The sequence below is a fragment of the Senegalimassilia anaerobia JC110 genome (assembly GCF_000236865.1).
Lineage (GTDB): Bacteria > Actinomycetota > Coriobacteriia > Coriobacteriales > Eggerthellaceae > Senegalimassilia > Senegalimassilia anaerobia.
In genome coordinates this window covers 178,060-196,754 of record NZ_HE611017.1, presented here as the reverse complement: position 1 = coordinate 196,754, position 18,695 = coordinate 178,060, and the positions used below count along the sequence as shown (strand labels likewise).

16 protein-coding genes are annotated in these 18,695 nt (G+C 63.1%); 11 read left to right on the top strand and 5 right to left on the bottom strand.

What is annotated here, in order from left to right; all coding sequences use genetic code 11:
• Positions 1-15: 15 nt before the first annotated feature.
• The 6 genes from SFHG_RS09120 to SFHG_RS09095 all read left to right on the top strand — a co-directional run bounded on the left by SFHG_RS09120 (position 16) and on the right by SFHG_RS09095 (position 7,868).
• Positions 16-2,619, top strand: a complete 2,604-nt coding sequence (locus tag SFHG_RS09120; protein ID WP_042436751.1) for a DEAD/DEAH box helicase — start codon at positions 16-18, stop codon at positions 2,617-2,619.
• A gap of 246 nt (positions 2,620-2,865) precedes the next feature.
• Positions 2,866-3,804: a 3-hydroxyacyl-CoA dehydrogenase gene (locus SFHG_RS09115; protein ID WP_042436559.1), complete on the top strand. Its 939-nt coding sequence runs from the start codon at positions 2,866-2,868 to the stop codon at positions 3,802-3,804.
• A gap of 396 nt (positions 3,805-4,200) precedes the next feature.
• Positions 4,201-4,836: a hypothetical protein gene (locus SFHG_RS09110; protein WP_042436557.1), complete on the top strand. Its 636-nt coding sequence runs from the start codon at positions 4,201-4,203 to the stop codon at positions 4,834-4,836.
• A 134-nt stretch (positions 4,837-4,970) separates the two neighbouring features.
• Positions 4,971-5,954 (top strand): helix-turn-helix transcriptional regulator, encoded by a 984-nt coding sequence (locus tag SFHG_RS09105; RefSeq protein ID WP_042436555.1) that lies wholly within the window; start codon positions 4,971-4,973, stop codon positions 5,952-5,954.
• Positions 5,955-6,054: 100 nt separating this feature from the next.
• The gene (locus tag SFHG_RS10260) at positions 6,055-7,242 is read left to right on the top strand and encodes a tetratricopeptide repeat protein (RefSeq protein ID WP_052297918.1); all 1,188 of its coding nucleotides are present in this window, start codon (positions 6,055-6,057) and stop codon (positions 7,240-7,242) included.
• A 92-nt stretch (positions 7,243-7,334) separates the two neighbouring features.
• Positions 7,335-7,868, top strand: coding sequence for an adenine phosphoribosyltransferase (locus SFHG_RS09095; protein WP_042436551.1), 534 nt, complete (start codon positions 7,335-7,337; stop codon positions 7,866-7,868).
• Positions 7,869-8,083: 215 nt separating this feature from the next.
• Here the strand turns inward: SFHG_RS09095 and panD are convergent, their stop codons facing one another.
• From panD to SFHG_RS09075, 4 genes are all read right to left on the bottom strand, one after another.
• Positions 8,084-8,479 carry an aspartate 1-decarboxylase gene (panD, locus tag SFHG_RS09090; protein ID WP_114620913.1) on the bottom strand — a complete coding sequence of 132 codons (396 nt, stop codon included), beginning with the start codon at positions 8,477-8,479 and terminating at the stop codon, positions 8,084-8,086.
• Between the two features lie 36 nt (positions 8,480-8,515).
• Entirely contained in the window at positions 8,516-9,364 is an 849-nt protein-coding gene (gene panC, locus SFHG_RS09085; RefSeq protein WP_042436549.1) for a pantoate--beta-alanine ligase, read from the bottom strand.
• 238 nt (positions 9,365-9,602) lie between these two features.
• Entirely contained in the window at positions 9,603-10,430 is an 828-nt protein-coding gene (gene panB / locus SFHG_RS09080) for a 3-methyl-2-oxobutanoate hydroxymethyltransferase (RefSeq protein ID WP_042436547.1), read from the bottom strand.
• Positions 10,431-10,448: 18 nt separating this feature from the next.
• Positions 10,449-11,381, bottom strand: coding sequence for a Rossmann-like and DUF2520 domain-containing protein (locus tag SFHG_RS09075; RefSeq protein WP_162096590.1), 933 nt, complete (start codon positions 11,379-11,381; stop codon positions 10,449-10,451).
• Between the two features lie 342 nt (positions 11,382-11,723).
• On the opposite strand from SFHG_RS09075, the gene SFHG_RS09070 reads away from it, so the two are divergent.
• The 5 genes from SFHG_RS09070 (at position 11,724) to gatB (ending at position 17,698) form a co-directional block, all read left to right on the top strand.
• A complete protein-coding gene (locus tag SFHG_RS09070; protein WP_042436545.1) occupies positions 11,724-13,118 on the top strand; it encodes a molybdopterin-binding protein in 1,395 nt (464 codons plus the stop codon).
• 488 nt (positions 13,119-13,606) lie between these two features.
• Positions 13,607-13,900: a hypothetical protein gene (locus SFHG_RS09060; RefSeq protein WP_052297917.1), complete on the top strand. Its 294-nt coding sequence runs from the start codon at positions 13,607-13,609 to the stop codon at positions 13,898-13,900.
• Between the two features lie 303 nt (positions 13,901-14,203).
• Entirely contained in the window at positions 14,204-14,515 is a 312-nt protein-coding gene (gatC, locus tag SFHG_RS09055) for an Asp-tRNA(Asn)/Glu-tRNA(Gln) amidotransferase subunit GatC (RefSeq protein ID WP_042436539.1), read from the top strand.
• Positions 14,515-16,002: an Asp-tRNA(Asn)/Glu-tRNA(Gln) amidotransferase subunit GatA gene (gatA, locus tag SFHG_RS09050; protein ID WP_042436536.1), complete on the top strand. Its 1,488-nt coding sequence runs from the start codon at positions 14,515-14,517 to the stop codon at positions 16,000-16,002. Before gatC ends, gatA begins: the two co-directional genes overlap by 1 nt.
• Before the next feature lie 118 nt (positions 16,003-16,120).
• Entirely contained in the window at positions 16,121-17,698 is a 1,578-nt protein-coding gene (gatB, locus tag SFHG_RS09045) for an Asp-tRNA(Asn)/Glu-tRNA(Gln) amidotransferase subunit GatB (protein WP_042436534.1), read from the top strand.
• 238 nt (positions 17,699-17,936) lie between these two features.
• Here gatB and SFHG_RS09040 read toward each other — a convergent pair.
• Positions 17,937-18,695, bottom strand: a 759-nt coding sequence (locus SFHG_RS09040; protein WP_042436531.1) for an ATP-binding response regulator, incomplete at its 5' end; no start/stop codon positions are given.

Here is an 18,695-nt window from a genome sequence, read left to right as displayed (position 1 = left end):
ATGGCTGATATTCATATGTTCGAAGGCGAGGACATCGTCGAGACGCTGGCCGCGCAAGCCGAAGGCCACGAGCCCGGCGAGTTGGGCGCGCTGGCTTACCATCTGTACGATACGAACCCGGAGCTCACTGAGGAAGAGGCGTTCGAGGCGTTCACCAACTGGGTTGCTGACCGCGGCATCGAGCTGTGGCCCCACCAGGAGGAAGCGCTCATGTCGCTCATGGTGGGCGACCACGTCATTTTGGGCACTCCCACAGGCAGCGGCAAAAGCCTGGTCGCGCTGGGCATGCACTTCATGGCCATGTGCTTCGGCGAGACATCGTATTACACGGCGCCTATTAAAGCGCTGGTCAGCGAGAAGTTCTTTAATCTGGTGGAGCTGCTCGGCCGCGACAACGTGGGCATGATCACGGGCGATGTCCATATCAACACCGAGGCGCCCGTCATCTGCTGTACCGAGGAGATTTTGGCGAACCAGGCGCTGCGCGAAGGACCGGATGCCCTCGTCCACAGCGTTGCCATGGACGAGTTCCATTTCTTTAGCGATACCGACCGCGGCTGGGCATGGCAGGTGCCGCTGCTCACGCTGCCGAAGACGCAGTTCTTGCTCATGAGCGCCACGCTGGGCGACGTCACGCAGATCGCCGATCTGCTGCGCCGTCAAACCACGCGCGATGTCTCGAACGTCACCGACGCCCCGCGTCCGGTGCCGTTGTCGTACGAATACGCGCTCACCCCGCTCGAGGGAACGGTCGAGCTTGCGCTGCGTAAGGACGAGGGCCCGCTGTACGTCGTCCATTTCTCGCAGGATGCGGCGCTTACCAGTGCGCAGAACCTGGCAAGCTACGGCGTGGCAACCAAGGAGCAGCGCGAGGCGGTCAAGGAGGCCATGAAGGGCGCGCAGTTCTCCACGGCGTTCGGCAAAACGCTGAAGCGCCTGCTGGGCTGCGGCGTGGGCGTGCACCATGCCGGCATGCTGCCGCGTTACCGCCTGCTGGTGGAAAAGCTTGCGCAGCAGGGCCTGCTGCCCGTCATCTGCGGCACCGACACGCTAGGCGTCGGTATCAACGTGCCCATCCACACGGTGGTGCTCACGCAGCTCACTAAGTTCGACGGTCGCAAGATGCGCCGCCTGCGCAGCCGTGAGTTCCATCAAATCGCCGGTCGCGCAGGCCGCTCGGGCTTCGATACCGAGGGCGTGGTCATAGCCGAGGCTCCCGAGCACGAGATTGAGAATCACAAGGCCGAGGTGAAAGCTGCCGGCGATCCGAAGAAGCTCAAGAAGATCAAGAAGAAGCGTCCGCCCGAGAACTTCGTGAACTGGAACGAGGACACGTTCAACAAGCTCATCGAATCGGTTCCCGAGCAGCTGACGCCGCGTATGCGCATCACGCATTCCATGGTGTTGGCCGAAGTGGAGCAGGGCGGCAACGCCCGCGCCCGCGTCGACCAGCTTATCGAGGATTCGCTGCAGCCGGCGGAGGAGAAGGTCAAGCTGCACGTGCGCGCCGCCGAGGTGCTGCAAACGCTCATCGATGCCGATGTGGTGGTGCATGAGGTGGACGAGAACGGCGAGGACGTGTACTCGGTCACCATGGACCTGCCGGAGGACTTTGCGCTCGATCAGCCGTTGTCGCCGTTTTTGCTGGCGGCGCTGGAGCTGCTCGACCCCGAAAGCCCCGAATATGCGTTCGACCTGGTGTCCATGGTCGAGGCAACTTTGGAGGACCCGCGGCAGGTGCTGCGCGCGCAGGAGCGCAAGGCGCGCGATGCAGCCATGGCGGAGATGAAGATGGACGGCGTGGACTACGACGAGCGTTTGGAGCGCATTGCCGATGTCACGTATCCCAAGCCACTGGAGGACCTGCTGGATGCGGCGTTCTCGAAGTACTGCGATGCGGTGCCGTGGGCGCGCGATTATTGCCTGCGGCCGAAATCGGTGCTGCGCGACATGCTGGAAAGCGCGGCGGACTTCAAGGGGTACATCCAGAAGCTCGGCATTATGCGCTACGAGGGTATCTTGCTGCGCTACCTGTCCGAGGCGTTCCGCGGCCTTGACCGCACCATCCCCGAGGATAAGCGCACCGAGCAGCTGAAGGACATCATTGCTTGGCTGGGCTTGATCGTGCGCGGCGTCGATAGCAGCTTGGTGGACGAGTGGGAGAACGCCGGAGCGGTGCTGGACGCCGCCCCGCCCGACGCCGCCGGCGTCGAAGCGGTCGTGCGCGACCGACGCGGGCTCACCGTGCTCGTGCGCAACGCCCTGTTCAGCCGCGTCCGCATGGCAGCTCATCGCGATGCGGCGGGGCTTGGCGAGGCCGATGGCGATTGGGGCTTCGGCGAGCGTGCCTGGATGCAGGCCTTGGACGAGTATTACGAGACGCATGAGGAGATTCTGCTGGACGCCGACGCGCGCTCGAAGGCCTATCTCATGTTCGACGAGGCGGATGAGGAGGAGCTGCGCGTGTGGCACGTGCGTCAGATCTTCCATGACGAGGCGGGCGATAACGATTTCGTTATCGTCGCCGATGTGGACCTGGATGCCACGCAGGAAGGCGACGGCGTGGTGTTTGCGAACTATCGCGTGGGCTTTGCTGACGAGCTGCTCGACGAGTTCTAGCCGGTTCGCCGGCTGTATGCTTGCCGTCGCCGCTGCTGGGCATATGGGCGAGCGGCGGGTTTCGGGTGCTCGTCGGCGGCTATTCTTCGTAACGGCGGATGGTAAAGGCCGGTTGCAACGAATTGCCACCGTTTGCGTGACAAATCGATGTGGCTTCCTAGAGGCGTGCTAGGCTTATGGCGCGGGGCCACAATCCGGTCTCGCGCCATAAGCAAGATGAACATACGCGCGGATTGGAGGTCGGATATGACTATCAAGAACGTTGTCGTCGCCGGTGGCGGAGTGCTGGGAAGCCAGATCGCATATCAGGCGGCATACAAGGGTTTCGCCGTTACGGTGTGGCTGCGAAGCGAAGGGTCCGTCGAGCGCGCGAAGCCGAAGTTCGAGCAGCTGCGTCAAACCTATCTGGCAACGCTCGAGGCGATGAAAATCGATCCCGCGGCGTATTGCCGTGGCTTGGCCGATACGCCTGAGCTTTCCGTTGAAGAAATCGAGCAGCTCAAGCAGCGCGCGCAGCAGGCGTTCGAGGGCATCGTGTTCACCACCAGCTATGAGGCTGCGGCAAAGGATGCCGACCTGGTGATCGAGGCCATTGCGGAGGACCCCAAGCAAAAGGATGCGTTCTACGCGGAGCTGGCAAAGTATCTGCCGGAAAGCACCATCCTCGTCACCAACTCCTCCACGCTGCTGCCTAGCCAGATCGCGGCATCCACGGGTCGCCCCGAGAAGTTCTTGGCGCTGCATTTCGCCAATCGCATCTGGCGCAACAACACTGCCGAGGTCATGGGGCATCCCGGAACCGATCAGGCTGCTTACGACGAGGTGGTTCGTTTCGCCGCCGATCTGGGCATGGTTCCGTTGCAGCTGCACAAGGAGCAGCCCGGCTATATCCTGAACAGCATGCTCGTGCCGTTCCTGAACGCTGCTGAGGCGCTGTATGCAACCGGTGTCGCCGATCCGGAGACTATCGACAAAACGTGGATGCTGGGCACGGGCGCGCCTTTGGGCCCGTTCCGTATCCTGGATATCGTGGGCCTTACCACGGTGTACAACATCGTGGTGCTCGACCCGCGCACGAAAGACCCCGATTCCGTTCCCGCGAAGATCGCGGCGGCGCTTAAGGAGCGCATCGACGCAGGCAAAACGGGCGTTGACGCGGGCGAAGGGTTCTATCGCTACAACTAAGCTTATGAGACCCGCTTCTGTGCGAGGTCGTCTTCAGCAACGGCTAAGCTTGTGAGGCTGCTTCCTTGTGAGGCTACCTCCTGCAACAACTAGGCTTGTGGGATTGTTTCTTTAGGAGTTCGTCTCCTGCTACGACTAGGCTTCTGAGGCCCGTCTCTTCGCGAGGTCGTTTCCCGGTGCAGTTAGACCCGTGAGGCTGCTTCTTTATGAAGCCGTCTTCCGCTGCAACCAGGCTTTGCGGGTGTCTCTCATATAGGGGTTTCCATTCAGCATTCACGGGGGACTCGAGAAAAACCGGCGAACTTTTCTCGAGTCCCTTGGATGGGACAGTTAAATCATCGGGACGGCGTACCATGCGAAGCATCAACTAAGAAACACGCAGGTAAGGAGCCTGAAATGTTCGCCAAGAAGCACACGTCCATGTTCGGAGCATTTGCAATTGATTCGAAGGTATCCCATGGCCGCCATGCGCGTATGGAAGGACGTCCGCAGCCCGCACGCTGTGCACTCGAGGGTTCGGCCGGGCGGGCTCAGGCCTTTGCAAGCCAGGGCGCCTCACGGTCCGTGCGCCGCGCAATCCAGGGGCAGCCAGGGCAAGTTCAGACCTTTGCGGGCGAGCGTGTCTCGCGGCCTCTCTCTTTCGACGAGGGCGAGTTTCTGGTCGACGGGTACGGCGCGTACGCGCCGTATGATCGGGCGACCGAGCAGTATGCCGCCGAAGACCTGCTGCTGGGCGGGGGATCGAACGAAACCGCAGACGATGCGTCATCGCACGAGAAGGTTTCCTCTGCGCAGCTGGAGGGCATGTTCCAGGAGTTTTTCCGCATGGGCGCTGCCGTTGCCATTGGCGAGCTGTACGACGAGGGCATGCTGGGCGATAAGAATGCCGTGGCTTACGACGTGCGCGACTATCTGGAAAGCTTCGGCATTGCCAGCTTCGATGAGGTTTGCAGACTGGGCATAACCGGCCCATACCTTGAGGACTTCAGGCGGATTTTCGCTGCAAATGCCAGTTTCCCGCCAGCAGCATAGGGTTGCCTGCGTGACCATCACTCACTCACTCACTCACTCACTCACTCACTCACTCACTCACTCACTCACTCACTCAATCGCCTATCATATGAAGGTGCGCAATGTGCGCGAAGGAAGCTGCGTGAGGGGTCTGTATGGCGAAGGAAGTCAGCAAAGAGCGTTTGTTGGCGCTGTTGAAAATCATGTTCGAGAACACCGACGACGAGCAGGGGCTGACGCTCGAGCAGATTCTCGAGGAGCTGGAGACAGCGGGCGTATCCGCGGAGCGCAAGGCGCTGTATCGCGATTTCGAGGCGCTGAACAACGCAGGCATCGAGATTCGGCGGCAACACGTCAAGCCCGTGCGCTACTTCCTGGCCAAGCGACCGTTCACCAAATCCGAGCTGCTGCTGCTCATCGATGCGGTTCAGGGAAGCCGCTTCATCACGGCACGGCAATCGACCTCGCTCGTTCGCTCCATTAAAAGCCTGGGCTCGAAGCACCAGGTGAAAGGCCTGGAAAAGCACGTGCACGTGGGCGGGCGCGTGAAAAGCCAAAACGATAGCGTGTTCCGCAACGTCGACGTCATCCAAGAAGCCATCGCCGCCAAGCGCATGCTGTCGTTCAAATACACCGGCTACGATTGCTCCGCTCGGGTGCAGCTGCGCCACGGTGGCCAGCCGTACACCCAAACGCCGGTGCAGCTGATGTACTCCGACGGCTTCTACTACCTGGTCTGCTACAGCGAGAAGTACGACGACTTCGCCAACTACCGCGTCGACCGCATGTGCGACATCCACGTGACGCAGCAGCGCGCAACGCGAAACGCCCGCATTGCCACGTTCGACGCGGACGAGTACGACCGGCGCGTGTTCGGCATGTTCTCGGGCAGCTCGGTGCGTGCGGTATTGCGCGTGAGGGAAAGCGCCATGAACGTCGTGATCGATCGCTTCGGGAAGGACGCGCGCGTGAGCGATATGGGCGACGGCACTGCCCGCGTAAGCGTGGCAGCCATGGCGACGCCGGTGTTCTTCGGCTGGATAGCCCAGTTCGCCGGTCAGATCACGGTTGAGTCGCCGTCAAGCTTGCGACAAGGGTATGCCGGTTACCTGCATGAGCTCCTGCAGGATTACGAATAGCGGCATCGCGTTCGCCCCGTTCCCTCCTGCACATAGCAGCTTCGGGCCGTCCTTGCTGATTCTCTGCTATGGTGGAACGGTATACCTTGAAGGGAACCACATGGACCTACGCAATCTTGACCCCTCATACGACGAAGCGCGCGACAGCCAGCAACGCGGCGGCTTGTCGTTGGATATCGGCGCGCGGTTTTACAACGACGGGCTTGCCTCCGATGACAAGCGGTGCTTCGAGGCGGCGCGACAGTTCTACGAGAAGAGCCTGAGCTTCGGCAATCCGCAAGCCGCGGTGAACCTTGGTTACATCTACGAATACGGACGTTTGGGTGAAGAGGATGCCGAACAGGCATTGGAGCTGTTCGAACAGGCGGCGTTTTGCGAACATCCGGAAGCGTTGTACAAGCTCGGCGACATGCTGTATTGGCGCAATATCGACGTTGAGGACGAATCGGCTGCAGATATCCAGGCGTTTGCGCTGTACGGCAAGGCGCATCGGCTTGCGCAGGGCCGCAATGAGCCCGATTGGCTGGGAAGCTCGGCCTTCAGGCTCGGGGGTTGTTTCGAATACGGGCGCGGCTGTGCGCGGGATTATGCGCTGGCGCAGGCGTATTACGTGCAGGCGGCGGCGAACTTCGAGGCGGCTCTTGACGATGGGTTCGACTATTATCGCGGCAACCTGGGGAAATGCCGCCGCGCATTGCGGCGCCTGGGCGAGCGTTCCGACTCGTACGCGCAATGGAAGCCGCTGCCCTCGGGCGCGAAGTTCGATGTCGACGGCATTTTGCGCATTGATGGCGACTCGCTGGTCCCGGCGGGGTGTTATCGAGCCCGTTCGGGTGAGCAGCTTATCGTGGGCCAGCACGATGTAGATGAGGGCATGCGCGTGGACCGGCGTTTCGACGTTTTGCGCTGCGCGCGCATGGTGGAGTTCAACCTGGCCATGCGCGGCTCTGTGGAGAATCGCAGCACCGTGCGAATCACGTTCGATGAGCTGGGCGCAGCGCTCGAGCAGGAGCTGGGCGTGATGGGGCAGCGCGAGTTTTTGCAGCTGGGCCCCGAGGACGCCGCCGCATTGCGCGGGCAGCTGCTCGGCTTCGAGCTGGCCTCATGGGAGGAGGCCTATCAGCCGTATGCCGCTCAGGATGATAGCTTGGAGTGGAGCGTCGAGGTGCTCAGCGATGCGCAGGGCTTTTCCAGCAAAGGTTCCGGTGCTTGGCCGTATTACCTGCCGTTTTTGTTCGAGGAGCTGCAGCGTTTCGGCGTGGCGAACATGTGGGTTCGTGGGCATTAACGCCGGAAGCGTCCGATTTTGGCGCGCTGCGGCGCCTGGTTCGCCCGGTGGCGCTACAATGGCGTGGTCGCATATTCTAGGAAAGGACCGCCATGTCGTCGTTCGATTTTGAAGGCCGCATCACCGACATCGTCGATTATCCGAAGCCGGGCGTGGTGTTCAAGGACATCACCACGTTGCTGAAGGACCCGGACGGCTTCGAGGCCACCATCGATGCCATCGCCGAGCACTTTAAGGATGCGGGCGTGACCAAGGTTGTCGGCGCCGAGGCTCGAGGCTTTATGATCGGCGCGCCGGTGGCGTATCGCCTGCATGCCGGTTTCGTGCCCGCGCGCAAGCCGGGTAAGCTGCCGCGCGAGGTTCGCAGCGAAAGCTATGACTTGGAGTACGGAAGCGACGAGCTGCAGATCCACGCCGACGCCATCGATCCCGAAGACGTGGTGCTGATCGTTGACGACCTGGTCGCTACGGGCGGCACCGCCGAGGCGCAGGCCAAGCTCATCAAGCAGTTCGGCGCCTCGTTGGCAGGCATGGGCTTCCTCATGGAGCTGGCGTTCTTGAATCCGCGCCAGGCAATCGCCAAGGTTACCGATGCCGACGTCTTCTCTCTTGTGCAGGTGCACTAAAAGCTAGCACCGTTTCAACAAAGCAAGAGGCCGGGATGCGCAGCTGCTCTGCGCATCCCGGCCTCTGTTTGTTTCCGACGCCTTTGTCTTTGAGCTTCGAGCCGCTTTGGCGACGTAACCCTGACCGTCATTCCGTCAAAGCACGCTGGCGGTCCGTGCGCTTTGCGCGGACCGCTTCGGGGACGTAGCGCTAAGCGCCCGATTCTGTCGGCGCGCTAGCGATCCATGTCCTCCAGTCGGCCATGGCGCTCGTAGCGCGTGATGCGCTCGGGGCGGTTGTCGTCGTCGACGAACACCACGCGCGGCGGGTTCGCGTCGGCCTCTTCGGGGGTCATCAGGGCGTAGCACATGATGATCACCTTGTCGCCCACCGAGACGCAGCGAGCGGCGGCGCCGTTGAGGCAGATCATGCCGCTGCCGCGCTGACCTGCGATGACGTAGGTCTCGAAACGCTGGCCGTTGTTCACGTCGACGATTTGCACCTGCTCGTACTCGCGGATTCCGGCAGCGTCCATCAGGTCCTCGTCGACGGTGATGCTGCCCACGTAGTCAAGCTCGGCCTGGACGACGGTGGCGCGGTGGATCTTGCCTTTCAGCATGGTAGAGAACACGGTGGTTGGTCCTTTCGTAGGTTTTGGAGATTGAAATTATTCGCCGAAGATGAAGTTGTCGATAAGGCGCGTCTTGCCGATGTAGACGGCCATGGCCACCAGAACCGGGCCGTCGACGGTCTCAACGGGCTTGATGCCGTCCCACGACACCATCTCGACGTAGTCGATGCGCGCCAGGGGCTCGGCCCCGATAAGCTGCTTCATGGCATCCAGCACCGTGGCGGCGGAGCGCTCGCCGGCCTCCATCAGGCGCTGGCCCTCGGCCACGGCGCGCGAGAGCACGAGCGCGGCGGTGCGCTCTTCGGCGGACAGGTAGGTGTTGCGCGAGCTTTTCGCCAGACCGTCCTCCTCGCGCACGATGGGGCAGCCCACAACTTGCACGTTCATGTTCAGGTCGCGCACCATGCGGCGGATGACGGCCAGCTGCTGGGCGTCCTTCTGGCCGAAGTAGGCGCGGTCGGCCTGGGAGATGTTCATGAGCTTGTTAACAACGGTGCACACGCCGCGGAAATGCGTCGGACGCGTCTTGCCGCACAGCTCGGCGGTGATGCCCTCGACGTTGACGTAGGTGCACGCATCGGGGAAGTACAGGTCGGCGGGCTCGGGATGGAACACCAGCGTGGCGCCGGCGCCCTCGATCAGGCGCTTGTCGGCCTCGAAATCGCGCGGGTAGGTTTCCAGGTCCTCGCCCGGGGCGAACTGGATGGGGTTGACGAACACGCTGACCATGACGCGGTCGTTCTCGGCGACGGCGCGCTTGATCAGGCTCTCGTGGCCCTCGTGCAGGTAGCCCATGGTGGGCACGAGGCCCACGGTCAGGCCTTGCGCCTTCCACTCGCTGATAACCTGTTTCGCCTGTTCAGGGGTGGTGGCAACGGTAAGCATTTCAGTAGGTTTCCTTTCGGGTTCGGTAAATCGTGAGGCGGCGGGAGTCGAAGTGCCGTGGATGTAGCACATCTGGGCGCTTCGACGCGCGGTTTGTCGTGTTAGGGTCCTGAGCGACTCGCGGCGCATCCGGGCGCGTCGGCGTTCGTCGCGCCACGGGATGCAGAGTGCCTGCGAATCGTTTGGGAAGGCGGGCGCGCCGGGGCATCTCGGCCGAGTCGCGCCCGCCCGTTATCGGCTAGTACAGCTTCTCGAGCACTTCGTCGTCGATCTTGAACGTGTGCTCGGCAGAGGGGAAGGAACCCTCGCGCACCTCGTTGATGTAGCTGGCGAAGCCGTCGCGCATGGCCTCTCCCACATTTGCGAAGCGCTTGACGAATTTCGGGCAGAAGTCGCTGAACATGCCCAGCATGTCCTGGTAGACGAGGATTTGGCCGTCGCAGCCGGCGCCGGCGCCGATGCCGATGGTGGGAACGCCCACTTCCTTGGTGACCAGGGCGGCAAGCTTGGCGGGCACGGCCTCGAGCACGATGGCGAACGCGCCGGCGGCCTCAAGCGCCTTCGCGTCGGAGATCAGCTTGCGGGCAGCGGCCTCGCTTTTGCCCTGCACCTTGAAGCCGCCGAACGCGTTGATGGACTGCGGCGTCAGGCCCAGGTGCCCCATGACGGGGATGCCGGCGGCCACCATCGCGGCAACCTGCGGGCATACTTCTTCGCCGCCTTCCAACTTCACGCAGTTCGCGCGGCCTTCCTTGAGCAGGCGGCCGGCGTTGCGCACGGCGTCGGGCACGCTGACCTCGTAGGACAGAAACGGCATGTCACAGACGATCAGCGCGTTCTTGGCGCCGCGGGCGACGGCGGCGCTGTGGTGGATCATGTCCTCAACGGTCACGGACAGGGTGTCCTCGTAACCGAGCACCACGTTGCCCAGCGAGTCGCCGATGAGGATGCCGTCGATGCCGGCCTCGTCCTCGAGCTTTGCGGTGGAATAGTCATAGGCCGTGAGCATGGCGAGCTTGCGGCCCTCGGCCTTGGCCTGGGCGAACGTTGCCACGGTGTTCTTCATGGGTCTTTCTCCTTCGCTTTACCTGCGGGTTTGTGCTGATTCCAGCAGATTCCTCATCGGAGCGTGATCGCGCTCGGGGTGGCGCCGCGCGGCCAGTTCGCAAACGGAAAGCGACAGCGTGGCGTAGGTTTCGCGCGCTTGCCCGTCCAATGCGGCCAGATGCTTGCGCACCGTTTCAAGGTCGTTGCGCTCGATAGGGCCGGACAGGGCGTTTTGCGGGCCCTTTTGCGCGATGGCGGCGCAATTGCCGGTGAACAGGGGGCCGGCTGCCTGCAGGGCCTGCTCGGGCGTGAACCCGCAGCCCTCCAGGATGCCCAGCCCCTCGGAGGCAAGGCCGCACACCAGATTGCTCAGGAACACCGCCGCGGCGTGGTAGCGCACCTTTGCGTCGGCCGCGATGGTGCAGTGCGGATTGCCCGCCGCATCCAGCAGCGCGCCCGCCGCGTCGACCGCGGCCTGGTCGCCTTCAAGCGTGAAGAACATGCCTGCAAGGCGATCGGGCGCATCGGCGCTGGTCGGGACGTCGGGCACGGCGCACAGCGGGTGAACGCTCGCGCAGGCTGCCCCGGCTTTTCGGCATGCGTCGAGTTCTCCGGAGGTCAGCGCGCCGCTTGCGTGGCACACCAGTTTCCCGGAAAGGTCGCCTGCCGGCGTGCTCGCCGCGGCATCGGCCAGCTGGCCTGCCGTTTCGGCGATGGCGCCATCGGGCACGGTTATGAAGATGAGGTCCGTGGAATCAAGAAGCGCTTGCAGCGAGGAAAAGGAAACGGAATGCGTGCACTGCGATGCCCAAAGCGCCGCCTTTTGCGTGCGGCTTGCATAACCTGAGACTTTCGAACCGTGTTCGAACAGATGCGTTCCCAGGGCGAACCCGATTTTGCCGGCTCCCACGAACCCCACGCGCAAGCGCGCGTCACGTTCTGCGGGGCACGAACCAACCGATACGGTCACGTCAGCGCCTTTCGTTTCTTTGCTGCGAGGCTGGATGCCTGGACTTGTTCCGGGTCACCCGCGCTCCTTTACGAGGGGGCAGTATACGCCGTGGCGAAGCGCCGATGCAAGCGTCATGGGCATTCGATTCCGAATCCAAATGAAAGGCACGCAAACGCATGAAGTTGGACTATAGTTTGGGTTGTATTCAACCGAGAATAGCTTGCCGAGGGCAAGTCCCCGGCGCGAGCGGGCGACGCGCGTGTTGCGCCTCGTCGTCATCCGGGCGGTCGGGTGCCGGGCGGCGGGTTGCGTGCGCGCAATGCGTCGGCTTCGTGCTGAGCATCAGGGAAAGAGGCGGCCATGAAGGACCATTCGCAACATATACAGCTGTCGCGCGAGGAGGCGGTTGCGGCGACGTTGGCGGCGTTGGACGCACGGCCGGAGGGCTTCGGCTGGCGCGGCGTGCAGGCGCAGGCAAAAGGCGTCGATGCCGGGAAATTCCATGTGGGCAAGGTGGAACGCAAGCTGGTGGAGCGCGTTTCCCTGGCGGAATCGGTGGGGCGCGTGCTGGCGTACGACGTGTGCGCCGTGAACGACATGCCGAGCGCGCTCACCTGCGCCATGGATTCCATCGCGCTGCACTGGTCCGATTTTGCCGACCTGGTAGATGGCGAAGTGCCCGACACCAGCTCGTGGGTGCGCGGCCGGGATTGGGAGTTCGCCAACACCGGAGTCGCCATGCCCGAGGGGTTTGACACGGCCATCGTCATCGAACATGCGAAGGTTTCCGCAGATGAGCAGCATGTGGTCATCGACGCGGCGCCGTCGAAGCCCGGTGCGGGCACGCGTCCGGTGGGCAGCGCCATGCGTCGCGGCGACGTGCTGGGCCGTGCAGGCCAGCTGATCACGCCCGACCTGGCGGCGCGCATGGGTTCAGGCAACAACGGGTCGGTGCCGGTGGTGCGCCGCCCGCGTGTGGCGTTCATCCCCACGGGCAACGAGCTGGTGGCCCCCGGCGTGCCGTTCGACCCCGAGCGCGCTGCATCCTTCGCCGCCCGCGGGCGCAACTTCGAGACGAACAGCGTGCTTGTGAAGGCGAAGTGCGAGCAGTGGGGCGGGTGCTTCATCCCGTTCGACATCGTTCCCGATCGCCGCGACGCTATCGAGGAGGCCATCGCGCAAGCCGTCGAGCAGGCCGACATCGTGGTGCTCAACGCCGGGTCGTCGAAGGGAAGCGACGACTGGTCTTGCGAGGTCATGGAGCAGATGGGGCAGATGATCTGCCATCAGACGAACCACGGCCCAGGGCACCATTCCAGCTTTGCAATCGTCGACGGCACGCCCATTGTGGGCATCTCGGGCCCCAGCGCCGGCGCGTCGTTCACGCTGAACTTCTACCTGCGTCCGCTCATGCGCGCGTTCTCGGGCCTGGATCCCGAGGTTCCGCGCACGCCCATGGTGCTGGCTGAGGCGTTCCCGGCGGGTGGGCACGGCCCGAAGGGGCATGGCGGCACGGTCCGCGGCGAGGATAGGCCCGCGGAGCATCCTGCGCACAAGCCCGGCGAGCCCGAGTTCTTCGGCATCAAGCTGCTGCGTGCCGAGCGTGCCGAGGACGGCACGCTGCGCGCCTGGCCCGTGCCCGGGCGCCCCGGCAGCCCGGAGAGCTTCGAGGCCAACGCCTACTATATGTTGCCCAACGGCCCGGGCATTAAGGCCCCCGAGCGCGGCGACGTGATCTGGGCGGAGTGGAGATAGCTCGACCTGTTCGGAATTCGCTGCGCCCGCCTGGGGGCGACGTCTGCGACGTCGTTTGATGAGCTCGCGGGCTTCCCGCAGCTGCTAAGGCCGCATCGCCGTTTCGAAGGCGATGCGGCCTTTCGCATATGCTGCAAGATCCTCGAAACCACGGAATGCAACGATAGTTTTCGCAGATAAGGCATGCTAAAATATCGTTGTACGAAATTCGAGGCATTAATGAGCAGACTCGTCGTTGCAGAGCATGCATTTAAGCACGGCCTAAGTGAGGAGAGCATACGGTTTGCCTGGGAAAATCGAATGGCGTCGCAGCACCGAAAGGCTCCGTATGAAGACCAAGTCGTTGCTATCGGGCTTACGGAAGACGGAAGGGTTGTTGAGTTAATCGGCTCCCAAAAACCTTCTGCGGTAGTGATTTACCATGCAATGGAGCCGCCAACGAAAAGAGTGCTGTTCGAACTTGGGCTATTGGCAAGGAGGCGGTAGGCATGGCAATGTCTGCGGATGAAATCAAAAAAGAATTCGGCATTACGCCTGAACAGCTTGACCAATGGGAGGCGGATGCCGCTGCCGGCATCTTGCATGGAGAACCTAGCGGGCCGGTTACATATGGTCCCGGCCGCCCGCTCATGTTCGATGAGGAAATGAAGCAGGTGGGGTTTAAGGAGCCGGTGAATAAAATCCTGCTCATCGACATCCGCGCAGCGCAGCTGGGAATGAAGCGGTCGGAATATCTTCGCCATCTGGTAGATGAAGACTTGAAGCTCGCTGGCATTGCGTAGCGGTCAGCGTCGCGATGGGGCTGGGTTCCGTGTCTATCGAATCGCTGTCGCCTGAGGGTTTGCGGCCTGATGGGTGGGCTTGTTTGCTATCATAGCCAAGTTAACGGTCTAACCGCTTTCAGCGTGCGTGAAGCTGAGCTGCGCCGGCTTCCCCGGCGTGTCCGCAGGCGCCGCCATTGTGTCGGCTTCCCCGGGCGCGTCCGCAAGTGTCGCGATTGTGCTGGCGGCAATCGGATGCGGGGTAGTCGTCGTTTTGCAGCGTAGCCGCTAACACGTGCGTTGGAATCGAAAGGAAAGAAACCAATGACCCAATACCTTACCGAGCGCGAGGTCCGCGGAATCGCGGAATACGCGCGTATCGGCCTTTCCGGGGAGGAGCTCTCCGAGATGACGGTCGATCTGAACAACATCATCGAAACGCTGCAGTCCATCAAGCAGCTGGACCTCGAGGGCGTGGAGCCTACGTTCCATCCCATCGGAAGCCTGTCCAACGTCATGCGCGAGGACGTGGAAACCGAATCGTTCACGCAGCAGGTTGCGCTTGAGAACGCGCCGAAGCAGCAGGACGGCAGCTTCTTGATCCCGTCCATCCTGGGCGAAGGAGGCGATGCGTAATGGCCATCTCCGATATGGGCATCGCGCAGATCCGCGAGGGTCTGGCATCCAAGCAGTTCACCGCCTGCGAGGTCGCGCAGGCAAGCCTGGACCGCATCGCGCAGGCCGATTCTCAGGTGCATGCGTTCCTGGAGGTCACCTCCGAGGCCGCCATGGCCGCCGCGCAGCGCGTTGATCAGACAATCGCCGACGGCACGTTCGATGCACTCGGCCCGTTGGCCGGCGTGCCGGTGGCGTTCAAGGACAACATGAACATGACGGGCACGCACACCACCTGCTCCTCCCGCATGCTGGAAAATTACGTGTCCCCGTACACCGCAACGTGCGTGCAGCGCATCATCGACGCCGGTGGCGTGCCGCTGGGCAAGCTGAACATGGACGAGTTCGCGTTCGGCTCCACCACTGAGTCCTCCGCGTTCGGCCCCACGCGCAACCCGTGGGATCTGGGTCGTGTTCCGGGCGGCAGCTCGGGCGGCTCTGCGGCGGCGGTCGCTGCGGGCATGGCATGCGTCACGCTGGGTTCCGACACGGGCGGCTCCATCCGCCAGCCTGCCAGCTTCTGCGGCATCGTGGGCGTCAAGCCCACCTACGGCACGGTCAGCCGTTACGGCGTCGTGGCCTTCGGCAGTTCGCTCGACCAGGTAGGCCCGTTCGCGCGCAGCGTCGAGGATGCCGCCGCCGCTATGGACGCCCTGTGCGGCCATGACCCCCTGGACTGCACGTCGCAGGACGTGAAGGCCGGCTTCCGCGCTGCATGCCAGCAGGATGTCGCGGGCATGCGCGTCGGCGTGGTGCGCAGCTTCATGGACGCCAAGGGCCTGTCCTCCGAGGTTTCGGAGCGCGTGTCCGAGGCCGCTGCCAAGCTCGAGGCTGCCGGCGCCACCATCGTCGAGGTCGACCTGCCGCATATCGACGCCGCCATCAGCGCCTACTACGTGCTGGGCCCGTGCGAGGCGTTCTCTAACCTGGCCCGCTTCGACAGCGTGCGCTACGGCTACTGCGAGGAAGGCCACAAGGACCTGGGCAGCCAGTACGAGGCAAGCCGAGCCCATGGCTTCGGCGAAGAGGCGAAGCGCCGCATCATGCTGGGCAGCTACCTGCTTTCCGCCGGCGTGTACGAGCAGTACTACTACCCGGCCCAGCAGGTCCGCACGCTCATCACGCAGGACTACCGCAACGCCTACGAGCAGTGTGACGTCATCATGGCGCCCACGGCCCCGGCCACGGCGTTCAAGTTCGGCGAGATCGCCGATCCGGCAACCATGTACCTGTCCGACGTGTTCACCATCTCCATCAACATCGCCGGCAACGGCGGCATGAGCGTGCCGTGCGGCTTGGGCGCGCAAAGCGGCATGCCCGTGGGCGTGCAGCTGATCGCCCCGCAGTTCAAGGACGAGAACATGTTCCGCGCCGCCATGGCGCTCGAGGCCGCCTACGGCAAAGCCCCCGTGGCCCCGAACTTCGCCGACGGGAAGGTGGTTGAGTAATGCGTAAGCTCGAAGAAGTGCTGCAAGATGCAACAGTCCAGTGGACTGTTGCAGGCCGAGCACCGCGAAGCGGGGCGCAGGCCCTTGGGATGATGAAGGGTTCGGAGGTGCGTTGCTAATGCGTAAGCTCGAAGAAGTGCTGCAAGATTGGGAGGCGGTCATCGGCTTGGAGATCCATGCCGAGCTGACCACGTTGAACACGAAGATGTTCTGCGGCTGCAAGCTTGAGTTCGGCGCCGACCCGAACACGCACACCTGCCCGGTGTGCCTGGGCCTCCCGGGCGCTCTGCCCGTGCCGAACAAGGCCGCTATCGAGTCCATCGTGCTTGCCGGTCTGGCCACGAACTGCGACATCGAGAAGCACAGCATGTTCTACCGCAAGAACTACATGTACCCCGACATGGCCAAGAACTTCCAGACCACGCAGGGTCCGGTGGCGTTCTGCATGCGCGGCCATCTTGATCTGGACGTCGACGGTCCGGCAGCTAAGGAGCGCGGTGATATCGCCGGCCTGAAGCCGGGTGAGGCGTGCGAGAACGTCACCGTCACCGATTCCGGCTACACGGCGCACGTGGGCATCACGCGCATCCACATGGAGGAAGACGCCGGCAAGATGATCCACATCGGCGGCGACGAGGGCCGTATCGCGGGCGCCACGCATTCGCTGGTGGACTACAACCGCGCCGGCACGCCGCTCATCGAGTTGGTCACCGAGCCCGACCTGCGCACGCCCGAGGAGGCGCGCCTGTTCATGCAGAAGCTACGTCAGATCTATCTGGCCATCGGCATCTCCGACTGCTCCATGGAGGAAGGCTCCATGCGCTGCGACGGCAACGTCAGCCTGCGCCGCCGCGGCTCCACGAAGCTGGGCGTGAAGACCGAGCTGAAGAACATGAACTCCTTCAAGAATCTGCACGACGGCTTGGCCTATGAGATCTGCCGTCAGGCCGAGGTTCTGGAAGAGGGCGGTCAGATCTACCAGGAAACCCGCCATTGGGATCCCACCATGAAGCACACCATCGTCATGCGCGTGAAGGAAACCGCTGACGACTACCGCCTGTTCCCCGAGCCCGACTTGGCGCCCTACGACCTTTCCGACGAGTTCATCGAAGGCGTTCGCGCCAAGCTGCCCGAGCTGCCCGACCAGAAGGCCGCCCGCTTCGCCGATGAGTTCGGCCTGTCCGCCTACGATGCTCGCCACCTGGTCGATCATCGCGCTACGGCCGATTTCTTCGAGGCGTGCATGGAGGTTGCGGGCAAGGATGCCGCCAAGCTGGCGAAGCCTGTTGCCAACCTGGCCATCAACGACGTCACCGCATGGCTGAACGCCAGCGAGGATGCCGACCTTGCGCAAAGCCCGCTCACGCCCGCCCGTGCGGTGGAGCTGGTGAAGCTGCTCGCCGAGGACGCCATCTCGTCCAAGCAGGCCAAGCAGGTGTTCTCCGCCATCATGGATGAGGACAAGGATCCCTTGGCTATCGTCGAGGAGCGCGGCATGAAGCAGGTGTCGGACACCGGCGCCATCGAGGCCGTTGTGGATGCCATCATCGCGGCGAACCCCGACGAGGTTGCCCGCTACAAGGAAGGCAACACGAAGGTCATCGGGTTCTTCGTGGGTCAGTGCATGAAGGAGATGCGCGGCCAGGGCAATCCGAAGATCATCAACCAGCTGCTGGCGAAGAAGCTGGCTGAGTAGTGCAAGCGTAAACGTATACGTAAACGGGGGGCCGCTAATCAGCGGCCCCCGTACGTTATGGGGCGCGCGAACGATGCGGGTAACGATGCGCATGAGCTGATTCGGGATGGCCGATCGAATGGCATGATTATGGTCAGAAGGCGTCGTCGGCAGTTGTAGCGCTCGGTTTGAGTGAGGCGGCAAGCTGTAAAGCGCGGCGTCAGCCGCGCGCCGGTGCATCGGCCACCTGCGGCCGCCCTTATCGCATCACCTTGGCCAGCACCTTCGCCAGCTTTTCCGGGTCGATGGGTTTGGAGACGTGGGCGTTCATGCCGCTGGCCAACGAACGTTTCACGTCCTCGGCGAACGCGTTCGCGCTGGTCGCCACGATGGGCACGTCGGCGGCATCGGCGCGGCCAAGGCTGCGGATGCGGTGCGCGGCGGTAAGCCCGTCCATGACCGGCATCATGACGTCCATCAAGACGATGTCGTAGCGCCCAACAGGGGATTGCTCGAACGCGTCCACCGCTTCCTGGCCGTTTGTCGTCTTATCCACGGTGAATCCCATGTCGTCGAGCACGTACGCGATGATCTCCATGTTCAGCTCGTTGTCCTCGGCTACCAAGGCGCGCTTCCCGGTGAAATCGACCTGCTCGGCGTTTGCACACGATGACTTGTCGGCCGCATCGGCTATCGTCAGGGGAATTTCGAAATAAAACGTGCTGCCATGCCCCAGGCGGCTGTTCGCGCGGATGCGATCGCCCATCATGAGCACGATGCGGTTGCTGATGGCAAGCCCCAGGCCCGTGCCCTGTTGGCGGGCGTCCGCGGTGTTTACTTGCTCGAACTTGGCGAAGATGCGCTCGATGTCCTCCTCGGCGATGCCCACGCCCCGATCGGTGACGGCGAAATATACGCTTGCCGTTCGGGTGTTGCTTGCCCGGACGCCGACCCCTGTAGCCTGCGTGCCGGTATTAGCGGCCTCGCGGCTCGCTGGAGGCGCACCCGCCGCCTGCGC